The organism is Serratia sp. HNCC26DJ206, assembly GCF_057180605.1.
Map to the genome: position 1 here is coordinate 20,827 of NZ_JBXUGP010000021.1, position 14,655 is coordinate 35,481.

Genomic DNA, 14,655 nt, shown 5'->3' on the forward strand with positions numbered 1-14,655 from the left:
ATCTAATAGACTGAGTAAAGACTACTTCGTTCAACTCTGCCTGGTTTTCTGTACTGGATTTACACTTTTTGACAGAGTTGTATAGAATAGTTTTTTAATTTATCAGTATAACCATTCAAAAACCGCATGATTACAAGCAGAAGGGAAAACTGCGATCCGGCTAACAGGACAGACCTCTGATGACCACCTATGCTTTAGGCACCTGCGTATCATTTAATAATAATTTCCCCTTTCAGGAGAATGCATGAAAAAGAGTAGCCTGCTGATGATAGCGCTGCTGTTGGCCCCAATGCTGGCCTCGGCACACAACTTCCAACTCCAACAGCGCGTCGCCCCTATCGGCGTCAGCGATAAAGGAGAGTTGGATTACGATAATGATAAGTTTAGCTATAAAAGCTGGAATAGCGCGCAGCTGAGCGGAAAAGTGCGTGTCGTCCAGCATATTGCTGGCCGTACCTCCGCCAAGGATCTGAACGATCCGCTGATTGAAGCTATTAAGGCAGCGAAACTGCCGCACGATCGTTACCAGACCACGACGATCGTCAATACTGACGATGCCATCATCGGCACCGCCATGTTTGTGCGCAACAGTATTGAAGACAGCAAGAAATCCTTCCCTTGGTCGCAGTTCATTGTCGACAGCAATGGCATCGTCAAAAAAGCCTGGGATCTGCAGCCGAAGGGTTCTGCAATAGTGGTACTGGACCAAGAAGGTAAGATCCAGTTTGCCAAAGATGGCGCATTGACGCCGCAAGAGGTACAGCAGGTGATGGCGATGCTGCATCAGTTGCTGAGATAGCGAATAGGTAACCCCGCCATGTTCGTTGGCGGGGCTTTTCTAAAATAGCGAAACCCGAAAACCGGGGTTGAGGAAAGATTCACGCGGGGTATATAGCAGTGGCTTACCCTGCCAGTCGTGGATTTTCGCCCCGGCGGCCACCGCGACCGCATGCCCTGCGGCAGTATCCCAGATATTGGTTGGCCCAAAGCGTGGATAAAGTTGCGCTTTCCCTTCTGCCACCAGACAGAACTTCAGCGATGAGCCCACGGCCACCGTCTGGTGTTCCCCTAACTGCTTCAGGTAATCTTTTAATTCATCGTCGCTATGGGAACGGCTAACCACCACCAAAGGCGGATAAGCATTGCTGACGCCGATCGCGCGGCGTTGGCCGCCCTCTTCCTTCCAGGCTTTGCCACGTTCGGCCAGATACAAAACATCGATTGCTGGCGCATAAACCACGCCCATCACCGCTTCCCCCTCCTCGATCAGGGCAATATTGACCGTGAACTCGCCGTTACGGTGCAGGAACTCTTTAGTCCCGTCGAGGGGGTCAACCAGCCAGTAGCGCGTCCAGTTGCGGCGCACTTCCCAGGTTGGCGGATCTTCTTCCGACAGCAGCGGTATGCCCGGCGTCAGCGCAGCCAAGCCCCGTTGGATAATATGATGCGCAGCCAAATCGGCAGCGGTAACCGGGGAATCATCTTTTTTTTGTGTAACATCAAGCGGTTGTTCACCGTTATACACCGCCATGATCGCCGCCCCCGCCTCGCGGGACAGCTGGCAAATTTGCTCTAACATCATTCACCTCTGGAACTCGGTTTCTTGGGAAATGTCCCCTTGCTACAGCTAGCAGCCTAGTTTTTTTTCCGTGGAATAGCCATCTCAACCCCTTAACTTACGGTATTTCCTCAAGTCTTGTTCATCACAACTTTGCACTTCGCCACGTTACATTCGGCAATTTTCTGCCAAACTTCACAGTTTGGTGATACACCCAATGATAATTACATATCCCTTTGCGATACCTCTCGAATATTAATGGAATGGAGACAACCAATGATAAAACGTCCACTGAGATTATCCGCCCTTGCTCTGCTGGTGTGTGCCTCAGCGCAGGCCGCAACGGTGGATCTGCGGGTGCTGGAAACCAGCGACCTGCACAGCAATATGATGGACTACGACTATTACAAGGATAAACCCACCGACAAATTCGGCCTGGTGCGCACCGCCAGCCTGATCCAGCAGGCACGGCAACAGGTCACCAACAGCGTGCTGGTGGATAACGGCGATCTGATTCAAGGCAGCCCGCTGGCCGATTACATGGCAGCAAAGGGATTAAAACCCGGCGATATTCACCCGGTTTATAAGGCCATGAATACGCTGGACTATGTGGTGGGCAATATCGGCAACCACGAGTTCAACTACGGCCTCGACTACCTGAAAAACGCCCTTGCCGGTGCCAAATTCCCGTACGTTAACGCCAACGTCATTGATGCAACAACACAAAAACCGTTGTTCACCCCTTACATTATTGTCGATACGCCAGTCAAAGACCGTGACGGCAAAGCACATACTTTGCGCATCGGCTATATCGGCTTTGTACCGCCGCAAATCTTAAGCTGGGATAAAGTGAATCTGCACGGCAAGGTTACCGTCAACGACATCACCGAAACCGCCAAACGTTATGTGCCTGAGATGCGTCAGCAAGGGGCCGATCTGGTGGTCGCCATTCCCCACTCCGGCCTTTCTAGCGAGCCGTACAAAGCGCTGGCAGAAAACTCGGTGTACTACCTCAGTCAGGTACCGGGTATCGACGCCATCATGTTTGGCCATGCCCATGCGGTATTTCCAAGCCAAGATTTCGCCAATATTCAAGGCGCAGACATTGATAAAGGCCTGCTGAACGGCGTGCCAGCGGTGATGCCGGGCCAGTGGGGTGACCACCTTGGCGTGGTGGATCTGCAACTGAACAACGACAGCGGCAGTTGGAAAGTGACCGCCGCCCAAGCAGAAGCACGGCCGATCTACGATAAAGAAAACAAAAAATCACTGGTGGCAGAAGATGCCAGTCTAGTGAAAGCCTTAGAGCAGGATCATAAGGCAACGCGCGAATTTGTCAGCAAACCGATCGGCAAATCCGACGGCAATATGTACAGCTATCTGGCACTGGTACAGGACGACCCGACGGTACAGATCGTCAATAATGCGCAAAAAGCCTACGTCGAACGCTACATTCAGGGTGACCCGGATCTGGCGGATCTGCCGGTGCTTTCCGCTGCTGCGCCGTTTAAAGTCGGTGGCCGCAAGAACGATCCCGCCAGCTTTGTCGAAGTGGAAAAAGGCCAGTTGACCTTCCGCAACGCCGCCGATCTTTATCTCTACCCAAATACCTTAGCGGTGGTGAAAGCCAGCGGCAAGGAGGTCAAAGAGTGGCTGGAATGTTCCGCCGGGCAATTCAACCAGATCGATATCAATAGCAGCAAGCCGCAGGCGCTGATTAACTGGGATGGATTCCGCACGTATAATTTCGATGTCATCGACGGTGTGAATTATCAGATCGACGTCAGCCAACCGGCGCGCTACGACGGTGAGTGCGCGCTGATTAATGATAAAGCGGAACGCATCAAGCAACTGACCTTCAAGGGTAAACCGATCGATCCGCAGGCGACCTTCCTGGTGGCAACCAATAACTATCGCGCCTACGGTGGCAAGTTTGCCGGCACCGGCGATCGCCATATCGCCTTTGCTTCACCGGATGAAAACCGCTCAATACTGGCGGCTTATATCAGTGCAGAAACCCAGAAACACGGCGCGGTCCACCCACAGGCGGATAATAACTGGCGTTTGGCAGCATTGCACAGCGCGCAACCGCTGGATATCCGCTTTGAAACCTCACCCAGTGAGAAAGCCGCCGCATTTATCAAAGAGCATGCGCAGTACCCAATGACGTCGGCGGGTAATGATAGTCTCGGCTTCGCCGTTTATCAGATTGATTTATCGCAGAAGTAAAACGAACAGGGCGCCGTGAATGGCGCCCTGTTATGCAACATGACTTACAGAATTTCCAGCAACTCGACCTCAAAGATCAGCGCGCTGAATGGCGGGATGGAGGCACCCGCACCACGCTCGCCGTAGGCCAGATCGTGTGGAATATACAGCTGCCATTTGGAACCGACCGGCATCAAAGTCAGCGCTTCGATCCAGCCTGGGATCACGCCGCTAACCGGGAACTCTGCTGGCTGACCGCGCTCAACGGAGCTGTCAAACACATCACCATTAATCAGGCGGCCGGTGTAATGCACACGCACGCGATCCTGGCGGGATGGGATCGGGCCATTACCCTGTTCCAGCACGGAGAACTGCAGGCCAGACTCGGTTAACGTCACATCATCACGCTTGGCGTTATCTTCCAGGAACTGCTGGCCTTCAACGGCCATCGCCTGCTGGCGATCGCGACGTACCGCATCCGCACGTTCGTGGATCTCACGCAGTGCACGATGCACCACATCGACCGGAACCGCCGGGGCATTCCCTTCAAGCGCATCACTCAAGCCCGCCAGCAACGCTTCCGGCTGTAAACCTTCAAGCCCAGACTCTTGCAACTGCTGGCCAACCTGTAAACCAATCCCGTAACTTGCTTGCGCTTCAACGCTATCAAAAGAAGGGGTTGTCATTGGGATTTTTCCTTTAGTCTCTAAAAAGTCGAAAGCGCAGCATAACAGCGCCGCCAAGCCGGGTAAAATCTTGTGTAGAGAATGATGACTTTTGTCGTAGAAAAAGAAACAATAACTTTCTTTTAACGTTCTTGGTTGTTTACCCCTTCGCAGCCCTTTCACCTCAAACAGTTAGCGGGCTATTATATCAATCGCTTTGAAGGGTATATACCCAAAATAATTCGAGTTGCTTGTAGGCGGCAACTGAGCGAAGCCCCAGGAGCTTACTCAAGTAAGTGACTGGGGTGAGTGAAGGCAGCCAACACCCAAGCAACTTGAAGTATGAAGGGTATACTGTTATTAACAGTAACCCATTATGTACAGTGGCATTTTTACGCAGTTGAAGAGAGGTCACCATGGGCAGAATCGCGCCCAGGAGAAGGAAAACCACCCGAGTCTACCAGCCGCTGCTGCGCACCTGGTTGAATCTGAGCCAGCGCCTGAAACCCGGCACGGCACCAAAGACAGAGCTCCCGGAAACGCCAGAAGAGACGGACTTGCAGCCACCCGCGCCAAACGGCAAGGGGCAGCAGCTCAAAGCCCTGTGGCTGAAGGTATGGCATCTGCCGGACAGTTTCCACTGGATGGAGCCACTGCCCTGTTTTCATCGCCGCTGGGTGATCGTTTTTGGCACCATCCTGCTGCTCTCCTTGCTATGGCCGTATTCCGACGATAGCGCCTCACGCCAGTTCCCGGTGACTCAGCAGGAAAACAACATACCGTTGCAGGCGGAGCTGATGGGCAATAATCCGCAGCAAACGACGACACAGCCCACAAATGACAACTGGCAGCGCTATCAGATCCAGGCAGGCCAAACCCTGGCGCAACTGTTCCGCGACAACAGCCTGCCGGTGAGTGACGTGTTTGCCATGGCGCAGGTAGAAGGCAGCGACAAACCGCTCAGCAATCTCAAAGCCGGGCAGGAAGTGCGTATCGAACGTGGTGCCAACGGCGTGATTATCGCGCTGTCCGTTACGGCAACCGATAACAGCGAAGTCCTGTTCCGCCGCCAGGCCGATGGCAGCTACCGCCGTCTCCGCTAGCCGTTAATCTGCTCCAACAGAAAATCACGCAGTACAACGCCCTGGTTGTGCTGTGTGTCTTTGCTGCCATACAGCAGCGTTAAGGGTTTACCTTGCCGTAATAACGCCACCAGTGGCTGCCAGGCGTCGTTTTCCGCCAGTTGCTGACGGTAACGTTGCTCAAACTCATCCCACTGGTCGGTATGCTGGTGAAACCACTGGCGTAATGCATTATCCGGTGCCACCTGTTTCAGCCACTCCACGCCCTGCAACCTTTCCTTGCTGACGCCGCGTGGCCACAGCCGGTCGATCAGGTAGCAATACTCCGGTGCCGGAGCGCTAAAATCATAAACTCGCTGTAGGTTGATTTCTGCCATTTTGCGCTTCTCCTTGCCAACAGATGGCCACAGAGTAGCGCGTTTTACCGGGCGCAGAAAAGCAAAACGCCAGCACGAGGCTGGCGTTTTAACTTGGCTGGCAGTTGCGATTAAGCTTCTGCAACCACTACTACATTCAGCTGTGCGAACACGTCGCTGTGTACCTGGAAGTGCACTTCGTGCTCACCAGTGGTACGCAGAACGCCGTTCGGCAGACGAACTTCGCTCTTGGCAACTTCAACGCCTGCCGCAGTGACTGCGTCAGCGATGTCGCGGGTGCCGATAGAGCCGAACAGTTTACCTTCGTCGCCTGATTTAGACGCGATGGTGACTGAACCCAGTTCGTTGATCTTGGTTGCGCGAGCTTCTGCAGCAGCCAGAACGTCAGCCAGTTTGGCTTCCAGTTCAGCACGGCGTGCTTCGAAGAACTCTACGTTTTTCTTGGTAGCAGGAACAGCTTTGCCCTGTGGTACCAGGAAGTTACGGGCATAACCCGCTTTAACGCTAACTTGATCACCCAGGCTGCCCAGGTTTGCTACTTTATCAAGCAGAATAACTTGCATTACCTTATCCTCTCAAAGTCGTTAATGGACAGTGGCCGATTACTGATGACGATCAGTGTACGGCAACAAAGACAGGTAGCGCGCGCGCTTGATAGCACGGGCCAGCTGGCGCTGATATTTTGCACGAGTACCGGTGATACGGCTCGGGACAATTTTACCACTTTCAGTGATGTAGTTTTTCAGCGTAGCGATGTCTTTATAGTCAATCTCTTGAACGCCTTCCGCTGTGAAACGGCAGAACTTGCGACGACGGAAATAACGTGCCATTTGGCTAGTCTCCAGAATCTATCAATTCAATCTGCTCGGCATGCAGGACCAATTTGTTCAGCCCGTTGCGCCCTTGATGGCAGCTAACGAAGCCTTGCACGGTAACCTGACTGCCGACCGTTAATCTTTGAGTTAAAGCTTGTGACTGTTGTCCGCTGACAACCACGGGCATTCTGCACCAGGCTTGTCTGCTAAATCCGGCCTCTACCTGCGCTGAGCGATGCTCAAGCACAAACTGGCAATGAGGTATTCCGGAAGGACTCACTTTTCGCACCGGCGTCTTGCACACTGTGCCAGACAACACCAGACGATTAGCCGTCACGGCGGCAATTACTCTTCAGAATCCCCAGCATCATCATCAGCGGTTTCGCTAGCGAAATCATCGCGGCGATCGCCACGGCGTTCGTCTTTCGCTTTAACCATTGGAGATGCTTCGGTTACCGCGTGCTTAACGCGCATAACCATGCTGCGGATAACGGCGTCGTTGAAGCGGAAGTTAGTTTCCAGCTCATCGATCGCTTCCTGCGGAGCTTCAACGTTCAGCAGAACGTAGTGAGCTTTGTGCAGTTTGTTGATCGGATAAGCCAGCTGACGGCGGCCCCAGTCTTCCAGACGGTGAATCTGACCTTGCGCGTTAGTGATGGTAGCACTGTAACGCTCGATCATGCCCGGAACCTGTTCGCTTTGGTCAGGATGGACCATAAAAACGATTTCGTAATGACGCATCGAATTGCTCCTTACGGATTATTCAGCCTCCTGTCAGGGTCAACCGCGGCCCATGGAAGCAAGGAACGTGTGTATGTGTGCGGCTGAAAAATGACGCGTAATCATACTGGCGCAGGGTAGGAAACTCAAGGACAGAGTGGGATTTATTGCAGCACACGGGCAAATAGCCGGATTTACCCGTGGAAAAAGCCATATTGCCCCTCTTCCAGGGGCGAGTTTACAGCGAGCGCTGGAAAAAGGTGACCGTGGCAGCCAGCGCACCGGGCGTAATGCGATGCCGGACGCCCGGCTCGGTGAGATAGGTTAACGGCTGGCTCAGCCCTCGCAGGCACAGCTCGCTGGCCAAAAGCTCACTTTCCGCAGCTGGCACCACATCATCCGCCTCGCCATGCCAGAGCAACAATGGCCGCCCGGCAAGGCGATCCCAATGATGGTCGACGCCATAATCGGCCAGTGGCGCGATACGCGCTGCGAAGGTGGCTTCGTCCAGCGGCTGGCCTTGATCATCCAAAGGGGGATACAACGTCTGGGCCAGTGAAGTGAAATAGCCGGAACCCATCAGGCTGGCGGCAGCCTTGATCCAAGGATAACGAGTGAACGCGCCCAAAGTCGTCATAGCCCCCATCGAAGCACCGGCCACACCGACGCGCTGCTCGGCGATCAGCCCACGTTGCTCAAAATGCGCCTTGAGCGCGGGCAGTTCGTCGACGTTACTTTTCAGGATCTCCCAAAAATGCGCCAAACGCCGCGTTTCATTGCCGTCAAAACGCTCGCCGTGCATCTCACCGTCCGGCAGGACCGCACGGAACCCGGCTTTTGCCAACGCATAAGCAAAATAGGCATACACTTCTTTCGAGGAGGTATAACCGTGATAGAAAAAAACCGTCGGTAACGGTTTCTCATACTGCCCCGCTGGCACCGCGTGGATCACCGCAATATTCCCTGCGCGTTCATCATGCATTTCAACCATACGTTCCCCCTTGATCGCCGCCAGCAAGATTGCTTGAAGAATAAAGGGTATAACAGATGATTGCGTTACACTGAATAACTGAAGAGGATTTTCCGAGGCCTGCCATGAATCTTCCCCACACTGCGATCGCCGTGCTGCTGATCGGCCTGCTCTCAGGCTGTAGCCTGTCTAAAACCACGCCCACACCACCGCCAACGCCCAGCGTGCAGGCGCAGCAAATTACCCGGATGCAAACCGCTGGGCTGGAAAAGATGGCAACCATCAGCGCGCTGGTTCGCGGCAGCCCGATGGACGTAGAAGCCGAAATTCAACGTAAGGCCAATGCCAGCGGCGCACGTTATTATCTGATCATCATGAACAGCGATAGCGTCGTGCCCGGTCAATGGTACTCACAGGCGATTCTTTATCATTAACTCTTTATGCTCCCATTGCCCGGTTGAGTAACGTATCGCACACGGCATCCGGCAACAGGCTTTCCCCACGGTGATCCAGCGTTAAATGGCACCAGGCCTCAGCAACCGGCGGGCTGCTATGCTGCAACAACTGCGCGGCGCAGCATAAGTCGAACAGTTGCTGGGTCAGCAAACGCCCCATTTCTTCACGTGGCTGGCGCATACGCTGCTGCCACTGCCGCCAGGCGCGATCGAACAGGCGATTCTGCCCACGCGCGGCAGAAAGCTCGTGCTGCAACACCTCCAGTGCCCCCGGCAGTTTATGTAGGCTGCGCAACACATCCAGGCACATGATATTGCCAGAACCCTCCCAAATGCTGTTCACCGGCATTTCACGATACAGCCGTGGCAATTCGTTTTCTTCGCAATAGCCGATTCCCCCCAGCACTTCCATGGCTTCGGCGATAAACGGCGCACCCTGACGGCAGATGCTGTATTTGGCGGCTGGCGTCAGCAAGCGGCTATAAACCGCTTCACCCTCGTTGTTCCTGCCTTCCCAGGCACGCGCCAGCCGAAACAGCAACGCCGTATGCCCCTCAAGGCGTAACGCCATGCGCGCCAACACCTGGCGCATTAACGGTTGTTCAATCAGCGTTTTGCCGAATACCTGCCGCTGCAACGCATGATACAGCGCCACCGACAGCCCACGCCGCATCAGGCCGTGGCTGCCGAGCGCGCAGTCAAAGCGCGTCATTCCACCCATTTTGAGGATGTGCCGCACGCCGTCACCTTCATCCCCCAGCAGCCAGGCGGTGGCGTCCTGAAATTCTACTTCGCTGCTGGCGTTGGAACGGTTGCCCAGCTTGTCTTTCAATCGCTCCAGCCGTACCGCATTGCGGGTGCCATCCGGCAAAATACGTGGCAAAAAGAAGCAGGACAGCCCGCCTTCCGTTTGTGCCAGCACCAGATGTGCATCACTTTGTGGTACCGAAAAAAACCATTTGTGCCCCACCAGCCGATAGGCTTCTCCATTGCCTCGCCCATCGAGCGGTACGGCGGTAGTGGTGTTGCTCAGAACGTCCGATCCCCCCTGTTTTTCGGTCATCCCCATGCCAATCAACAAACCGCGTTTTTGCGCCCCCGGCAGCAGATGGGGGTCATAACGATCGGAAAGCAGCGGGGCTAGCCAAGGTTGAAAGGCCGACGGCAACGCGCGTTGCAACAACGGAATAGCGCCAAAAGTCATGGTGATCGGGCAAAGCGTTCCGGCTTCAACCTGCGCATGCAGCACAAAACGCGCAGCGCGGGCAACAAAAGAGCCCATACGGGCATCTTCTTGCCACGGCAGATTATGTACCCGATTAGCCACCAGCCCTTGCATCAGGATGTGCCAGGCGGGGTGAAAACGCACATCGTCCAGGCGTTGCCCGCTGGCATCATAGCGCAGCAGCTCCGGCGGATTGACATTGGCCAGCCGCCCCAACTCCAACGACTCTTGCGTGCCTAGCTGTTGGCCGAGAGAGGCCAACACCTCAAGATCCCAGTTGGCCTGCTCACGCTGCACCGCTTCACGCAATGGCGTATCAGAAAGAAAAAGGTTGCTGTTGCCCAAAGGTTTGGGCTGGTTGAAAACCGTATGCGTATTCCAGACCATTGTTTGGCTCCCTGATTAACCATCAAGGTAATTATGGTCGTTGAGGGGATTTCTGCCGGAGACGGGATCACAAGATGGAAGATTGGAGATAGAGGCGGAGAATCCCCGCCCCTGAGATAACGTTATACTCTAAATAATTCGAGTTGCCTGTAGGCGGCAAGTCCGAGAGTCGCCAGGAGCATAATTCACTATGTGACTGGTGCGAACGGACGCAGCCAACACCCAGGCAACTTGAAGTATGACGAGTATGTCAGCTACGCTGACGCACCGCTTCAAACAGACATATCCCGGTAGCCACCGAAACGTTGAGTGAGGAAACCGTGCCCGCCATCGGGATGCTGATCAGTTCATCGCAGTGTTCGCGGGTCAGGCGACGCATACCTTCGCCTTCAGCTCCCATCACCAACGCCATCGGGCCGGTCATTTTGCTCTGGAACAGCGTATGGTCGGCCTCACCGGCGGTACCCACAATCCAGATATTCATCTCTTGCAGCAGACGCAGGGTGCGCGCCAGATTGGTGACGCTGATCAACGGCACGTTTTCAGCGGCACCGCAGGCCACCTTCTTCGCCGTGGCATTCAGTTGCGCAGAACGATCGCGCGGTACGATCACCGCATGCACCCCGGCCGCATCGGCGCTGCGCAGGCAGGCGCCGAGGTTGTGCGGATCGGTCACGCCGTCCAGCACCAGCAGGAATGGCGTTTCAATGCTTTCCAGCAGGCCCGGCAAATCGTTTTCCTGTAACTTGCGCCCTTCACGCACCCGCGCGATGATCCCCTGATGAACCGCGCCTTCCGCCTTTTCATCCAGCCATTGGCGGTTAGCCACCTGGATCACAATGCCGGTGGCTTCCAATTCGGCAATCAGCGGTTGCAGGCGGCGATCGTCGCGCCCTTTGAGAATAAACACTTCCAGGAAGCGTTGCGGATCGCGTTCTAACAGGGCTTTGACGGCATGAATGCCGTAAATAATTTCGCTCATGATGCTCTTTTAACTGTGCGGCCGGGGAGACCCGGCCGTGGATAATGACGTGCCGCAGGTTAACCCTGTGCAGCACCTTTGCTCTTGCTGGCGCGTTTGGCTTTGGTCGCTGCCGCTATCTTTTTGGTTTTGTCAGACGGTTTTTTGGCTTTCGCCTTTTGGTCTTTCTTCACCTTGTCGGCAGGTTTGGCTCCTTCTTTGCGGAAGGCGCTGTCCGGCTCAAAGTTGGCCGGTGGCTTGCCACCACGGCGCTTTGGCTTCGCCTGAGAGCGGCCAGCACCGGCACCATCACGTAACGTACGCTGCCCACCGTTCTTGGCGCGCTCGCGCTCGGTTTTGCCTTCACCACGCGGTTTACGGGTGCTGGAAACCAGCGCGAAGTCGATCTTGCGCTCGTCCATATGCACCGCATCAACGCGGATCTCTACCGTATCCCCCAGGCGATAAACCATCCCAGAGGATTCGCCGATCAGACGCTGGCCGATATTATCGTAGCGATAGTAATCGTTATCCAGCGTCGATACGTGCACCAAACCGTCGATAAACAGATCGTTCAAGCGAACAAAGAAGCCGAAGCCGGTGACGCTGGCAATAATACCGCTGAACACTTCACCGACGTGATCCTGCATGAAGTCACACTTCAGCCAATCGGCCACGTTGCGGGTGGCTTCATCCGCACGGCGCTCGGTCATCGAACAGTGAGCACCCAGTTGCAGCATCTCTTCAAAATCGCTGTGCCAGCCGCCGGTCGGCGTCCAGCGCTCTTTCTGCTCACCATGCTCTTTAGCCAGCAGGTACTTGATGGCACGGTGCAAGGACAGATCCGGATAACGGCGGATCGGCGACGTAAAGTGGCCATAAGATGCCAGCGCCAGGCCAAAGTGGCCGCGGTTTTCTGGATCGTAGATCGCCTGTTTCATCGAACGCAGCAACATGGTTTGCAGCATTTCGCGGTCTGGACGATCCGCCACTTCATCCATCAGGGTGGCATAGTCTTTCGGCTGCGGCTTCAAACCACCGCCCAGCGTCAGGCCCAGCTCACTCAATACGCTGCGTAGCGCAGAGATATGATCGTCACTTGGACGATCGTGCACGCGGAACAGTGCAGGCTCGCCGTTCTTCTCCACAAACCGCGCGGCGGCGATGTTCGCCATGATCATGCATTCTTCGATCAGCTTGTGCGCGTCGTTACGTACCGTAGGCTCTACGCGCTCAATGCGTCGTTCGGCGTTAAAGATAAACTTGGCTTCTTCGGTTTCGAACGCGATACCACCGCGTTCAGCACGCGCCTGATCCAACACTTTATACAGGGCATGCAGTTCCTGCAGATGCTTGACCAGCGGATGATACTGCTCACGCAGATCCTGATCGCCCTGCAAGATGTGCCAGACTTTGGTATAGGTTAAACGCGCATGGGAGCTCATCACCGCTTCGTAGAATTTGTGCGAGGACAGCTTCCCTTGAGCGGAGATGGTCATCTCACACACCATACACAGGCGATCGACCTGCGGGTTAAGCGAGCACAGGCCATTGGACAGCACTTCCGGCAGCATCGGGACCACTTCAGACGGGAAATAGACCGAGGTGCCACGGGCACGGGCTTCGTCATCCAATGCGGTACGCGGGCGCACGTAATAGCTGACGTCGGCAATGGCCACCCACAGGCGCCAGCCGCCACCGCGTTTTTTCTCACAGAACACCGCATCATCGAAGTCACGGGCATCTTCACCGTCGATGGTTACTAGCGGCAGATGGCGCAGATCGACACGCCCTTTCTTGGCAGCCTCTGGCACTTGCTCGCTGAGATCGGCCACCTGTTTTTCCACCTGTGGTGGCCAGGTATGCGGGATCTCATGGGTACGCAGTGCAATATCCACTGCCATGCTGGTGCCCATTTTATCGCCCAGAACTTCGACAATCTTGCCGACCGCTTTGGTACGGCGCGTCGGGCGCTGGGTCAGTTCAACCACCACCATATAGCCCATGCGCGCGCCGCTGATGGAATCGGCCGGGATCAGAATATCAAAGCTCAGGCGGCTATCGTCCGGCACCACAAAACCGGTACCGGCATCGGTAAAGTAGCGGCCAACGATCTGGCTAGTCTTTGGCACCAGTACGCGCACGATACGCGCTTCGCGGCGGCCTTTACGATCTTCACCCAGAGGTTGTGCCAGCACCACGTCGCCGTGAATGGCCATTTTCATCTGTTCGGCGGAAAGATAGAGATCGTCTTTGCGGCCATCAATACGCAGGAAGCCATAGCCGTCGCGGTGCCCAATCACGGTGCCACGCAACAGGTCCAAGCGCTCCGGCAGTGCATAGCACTGGCGGCGAGTAAACACTAACTGCCCGTCACGCTCCATCGCACGCAGGCGACGACGCAACGCTTCCAATTGTTCTTCACCGGATAAATTCAGTTCATTACCCAACTCTTCGCGGCTGGCCGGCGTTTCACGTTTCGCCAAATGGGCCAGGATAAATTCACGGCTAGGGATCGGGGATTCGTATTTTTCTGCTTCTCGTTCCAGGAATGGATCTTGTGACATTGAGGTTCCTCCGTTGTCATCAGCAGGGTGTTGCTGAGCTTTGTGTTCTCAGCAACGCTTTATTCAACAAGCAAAAGCTTGTAGAGCGGCGGATTGTCCTCGACCATATCGGCCAAAGTATGCTTGTCCAACTCTTCAAGGAAATTTTGTACGCTCTGGTGGAGCACCTGCTTCAGGCGGCAGGCTGAGGTGATATGGCAAAACTCACGGCTACAGTTAACCAGCGAAATCGGCTCCAAGGCGCGCACCACATCGCCAAGGCGGATGGTTTCAGCCGGTTTGCCCAACCGGATGCCGCCGTTCTTGCCACGCACTGCCATGACAAAGCCTTCGCGGCTCAGTTGGTTGATGATTTTTACCATATGGTTGCGTGAAACGCCGTACACCTCCGTCACTTCCGAGATGCTGGTCATTCTGTCCGCTGGCAATGACGCCAGATAGATCAATGCCCGCAGGCCATAATCAGTAAAACTTGTTAACTGCACGTCTACCTCTGGGTATCAGGTTACTTGACTGATTTTGGATGACTCTATTGGATAATAAACCAGCCGGAGAGTTCGTCGCTAATTATTTAGCGCTGAGAGACCTCTCAACTAGCATAATGGAAGGATTTTTTGATGTGAAACCGCAATCGGGGAGAATAAATGAGAAAAACAAACCGGGAT

16 protein-coding genes are annotated in these 14,655 nt (G+C 54.9%); 4 read left to right on the top strand and 12 right to left on the bottom strand.

What is annotated here, in order from left to right:
- Positions 1 to 244: 244 nt before the first annotated feature.
- Positions 245 to 799, top strand: coding sequence for a YtfJ family protein (locus AC2A1E_RS15040; RefSeq protein ID WP_484384423.1), 555 nt, complete (start codon positions 245 to 247; stop codon positions 797 to 799).
- A gap of 39 nt (positions 800 to 838) precedes the next feature.
- Here AC2A1E_RS15040 and cysQ read toward each other — a convergent pair whose 3' ends face one another.
- On the bottom strand, positions 839 to 1,579 hold the full coding sequence (gene cysQ / locus AC2A1E_RS15045) for a 3'(2'),5'-bisphosphate nucleotidase CysQ (RefSeq protein ID WP_484384474.1): 741 nt from the start codon (positions 1,577 to 1,579) through the stop codon (positions 839 to 841).
- Positions 1,580 to 1,834: 255 nt separating this feature from the next.
- Here cysQ and AC2A1E_RS15050 point away from each other — a divergent pair, with 255 nt between their 5' ends.
- Positions 1,835 to 3,787, top strand: a complete 1,953-nt coding sequence (locus tag AC2A1E_RS15050; RefSeq protein WP_484384424.1) for a bifunctional 2',3'-cyclic-nucleotide 2'-phosphodiesterase/3'-nucleotidase — start codon at positions 1,835 to 1,837, stop codon at positions 3,785 to 3,787.
- Positions 3,788 to 3,831: 44 nt separating this feature from the next.
- On the opposite strand, the gene bamJ is transcribed toward AC2A1E_RS15050, so the two are convergent.
- Entirely contained in the window at positions 3,832 to 4,452 is a 621-nt protein-coding gene (gene bamJ, locus AC2A1E_RS15055; protein WP_484384425.1) for a BamJ family beta-barrel-assembly machinery protein, read from the bottom strand.
- Positions 4,453 to 4,847: 395 nt separating this feature from the next.
- Here bamJ and AC2A1E_RS15060 point away from each other — a divergent pair, with 395 nt between their 5' ends.
- A complete protein-coding gene (locus tag AC2A1E_RS15060) occupies positions 4,848 to 5,534 on the top strand; it encodes an OapA family protein (RefSeq protein ID WP_484384426.1) in 687 nt (228 codons plus the stop codon).
- Here the strand turns inward: AC2A1E_RS15060 and AC2A1E_RS15065 are convergent.
- The 6 genes from AC2A1E_RS15065 to yjfP form a co-directional block, all read right to left on the bottom strand.
- A complete protein-coding gene (locus tag AC2A1E_RS15065) occupies positions 5,531 to 5,890 on the bottom strand; it encodes a DUF488 domain-containing protein (protein WP_484384427.1) in 360 nt (119 codons plus the stop codon). The two genes, AC2A1E_RS15060 and AC2A1E_RS15065, sit on opposite strands and share 4 nt — an antisense overlap.
- 110 nt (positions 5,891 to 6,000) lie before the next feature.
- Positions 6,001 to 6,453 (bottom strand): 50S ribosomal protein L9, encoded by a 453-nt coding sequence (rplI, locus tag AC2A1E_RS15070; protein WP_076943051.1) that lies wholly within the window; start codon positions 6,451 to 6,453, stop codon positions 6,001 to 6,003.
- Between the two features lie 39 nt (positions 6,454 to 6,492).
- Entirely contained in the window at positions 6,493 to 6,720 is a 228-nt protein-coding gene (gene rpsR / locus AC2A1E_RS15075) for a 30S ribosomal protein S18 (protein ID WP_000135199.1), read from the bottom strand.
- 4 nt (positions 6,721 to 6,724) lie between these two features.
- Complete coding sequence (gene priB / locus AC2A1E_RS15080) at positions 6,725 to 7,042, bottom strand: primosomal replication protein N (RefSeq protein ID WP_076943052.1); 318 nt, start codon at positions 7,040 to 7,042, stop codon at positions 6,725 to 6,727.
- Between the two features lie 8 nt (positions 7,043 to 7,050).
- The gene (gene rpsF, locus AC2A1E_RS15085) at positions 7,051 to 7,446 is read right to left on the bottom strand and encodes a 30S ribosomal protein S6 (protein WP_037404458.1); all 396 of its coding nucleotides are present in this window, start codon (positions 7,444 to 7,446) and stop codon (positions 7,051 to 7,053) included.
- Between the two features lie 217 nt (positions 7,447 to 7,663).
- Entirely contained in the window at positions 7,664 to 8,416 is a 753-nt protein-coding gene (gene yjfP / locus AC2A1E_RS15090) for an esterase (protein ID WP_484384428.1), read from the bottom strand.
- 104 nt (positions 8,417 to 8,520) lie between these two features.
- Here yjfP and bsmA point away from each other — a divergent pair, with 104 nt between their 5' ends.
- On the top strand, positions 8,521 to 8,829 hold the full coding sequence (gene bsmA, locus AC2A1E_RS15095; RefSeq protein ID WP_484384429.1) for a biofilm peroxide resistance protein BsmA: 309 nt from the start codon (positions 8,521 to 8,523) through the stop codon (positions 8,827 to 8,829).
- Positions 8,830 to 8,833: 4 nt separating this feature from the next.
- Here the strand turns inward: bsmA and AC2A1E_RS15100 are convergent, their stop codons facing one another.
- From AC2A1E_RS15100 to nsrR, 4 genes are all read right to left on the bottom strand, one after another.
- A complete protein-coding gene (locus AC2A1E_RS15100; RefSeq protein WP_484384430.1) occupies positions 8,834 to 10,462 on the bottom strand; it encodes an isovaleryl-CoA dehydrogenase in 1,629 nt (542 codons plus the stop codon).
- Between the two features lie 250 nt (positions 10,463 to 10,712).
- Complete coding sequence (rlmB, locus tag AC2A1E_RS15105) at positions 10,713 to 11,444, bottom strand: 23S rRNA (guanosine(2251)-2'-O)-methyltransferase RlmB (protein ID WP_459400990.1); 732 nt, start codon at positions 11,442 to 11,444, stop codon at positions 10,713 to 10,715.
- A gap of 59 nt (positions 11,445 to 11,503) precedes the next feature.
- Positions 11,504 to 13,990 carry a ribonuclease R gene (gene rnr / locus AC2A1E_RS15110; RefSeq protein ID WP_484384431.1) on the bottom strand — a complete coding sequence of 829 codons (2,487 nt, stop codon included), beginning with the start codon at positions 13,988 to 13,990 and terminating at the stop codon, positions 11,504 to 11,506.
- Between the two features lie 59 nt (positions 13,991 to 14,049).
- A complete protein-coding gene (gene nsrR / locus AC2A1E_RS15115; protein ID WP_459400988.1) occupies positions 14,050 to 14,475 on the bottom strand; it encodes a nitric oxide-sensing transcriptional repressor NsrR in 426 nt (141 codons plus the stop codon).
- Positions 14,476 to 14,655: the final 180 nt, after the last annotated feature.

Coding starts and splice junctions, on each gene's coding strand:
- AC2A1E_RS15040 (WP_484384423.1), top strand. CDS start 245: ATGAAAAAGAGTAGCCTGCTGATGATAGCGCTGCTGTTGGCCCCAATG.
- cysQ (WP_484384474.1), bottom strand. CDS start 1,579: ATGTTAGAGCAAATTTGCCAGCTGTCCCGCGAGGCGGGGGCGGCGATC.
- AC2A1E_RS15050 (WP_484384424.1), top strand. CDS start 1,835: ATGATAAAACGTCCACTGAGATTATCCGCCCTTGCTCTGCTGGTGTGT.
- bamJ (WP_484384425.1), bottom strand. CDS start 4,452: ATGACAACCCCTTCTTTTGATAGCGTTGAAGCGCAAGCAAGTTACGGG.
- AC2A1E_RS15060 (WP_484384426.1), top strand. CDS start 4,848: ATGGGCAGAATCGCGCCCAGGAGAAGGAAAACCACCCGAGTCTACCAG.
- AC2A1E_RS15065 (WP_484384427.1), bottom strand. CDS start 5,890: ATGGCAGAAATCAACCTACAGCGAGTTTATGATTTTAGCGCTCCGGCA.
- rplI (WP_076943051.1), bottom strand. CDS start 6,453: ATGCAAGTTATTCTGCTTGATAAAGTAGCAAACCTGGGCAGCCTGGGT.
- rpsR (WP_000135199.1), bottom strand. CDS start 6,720: ATGGCACGTTATTTCCGTCGTCGCAAGTTCTGCCGTTTCACAGCGGAA.
- rpsF (WP_037404458.1), bottom strand. CDS start 7,446: ATGCGTCATTACGAAATCGTTTTTATGGTCCATCCTGACCAAAGCGAA.
- yjfP (WP_484384428.1), bottom strand. CDS start 8,416: ATGGTTGAAATGCATGATGAACGCGCAGGGAATATTGCGGTGATCCAC.
- bsmA (WP_484384429.1), top strand. CDS start 8,521: ATGAATCTTCCCCACACTGCGATCGCCGTGCTGCTGATCGGCCTGCTC.
- AC2A1E_RS15100 (WP_484384430.1), bottom strand. CDS start 10,462: ATGGTCTGGAATACGCATACGGTTTTCAACCAGCCCAAACCTTTGGGC.
- rlmB (WP_459400990.1), bottom strand. CDS start 11,444: ATGAGCGAAATTATTTACGGCATTCATGCCGTCAAAGCCCTGTTAGAA.
- rnr (WP_484384431.1), bottom strand. CDS start 13,990: ATGTCACAAGATCCATTCCTGGAACGAGAAGCAGAAAAATACGAATCC.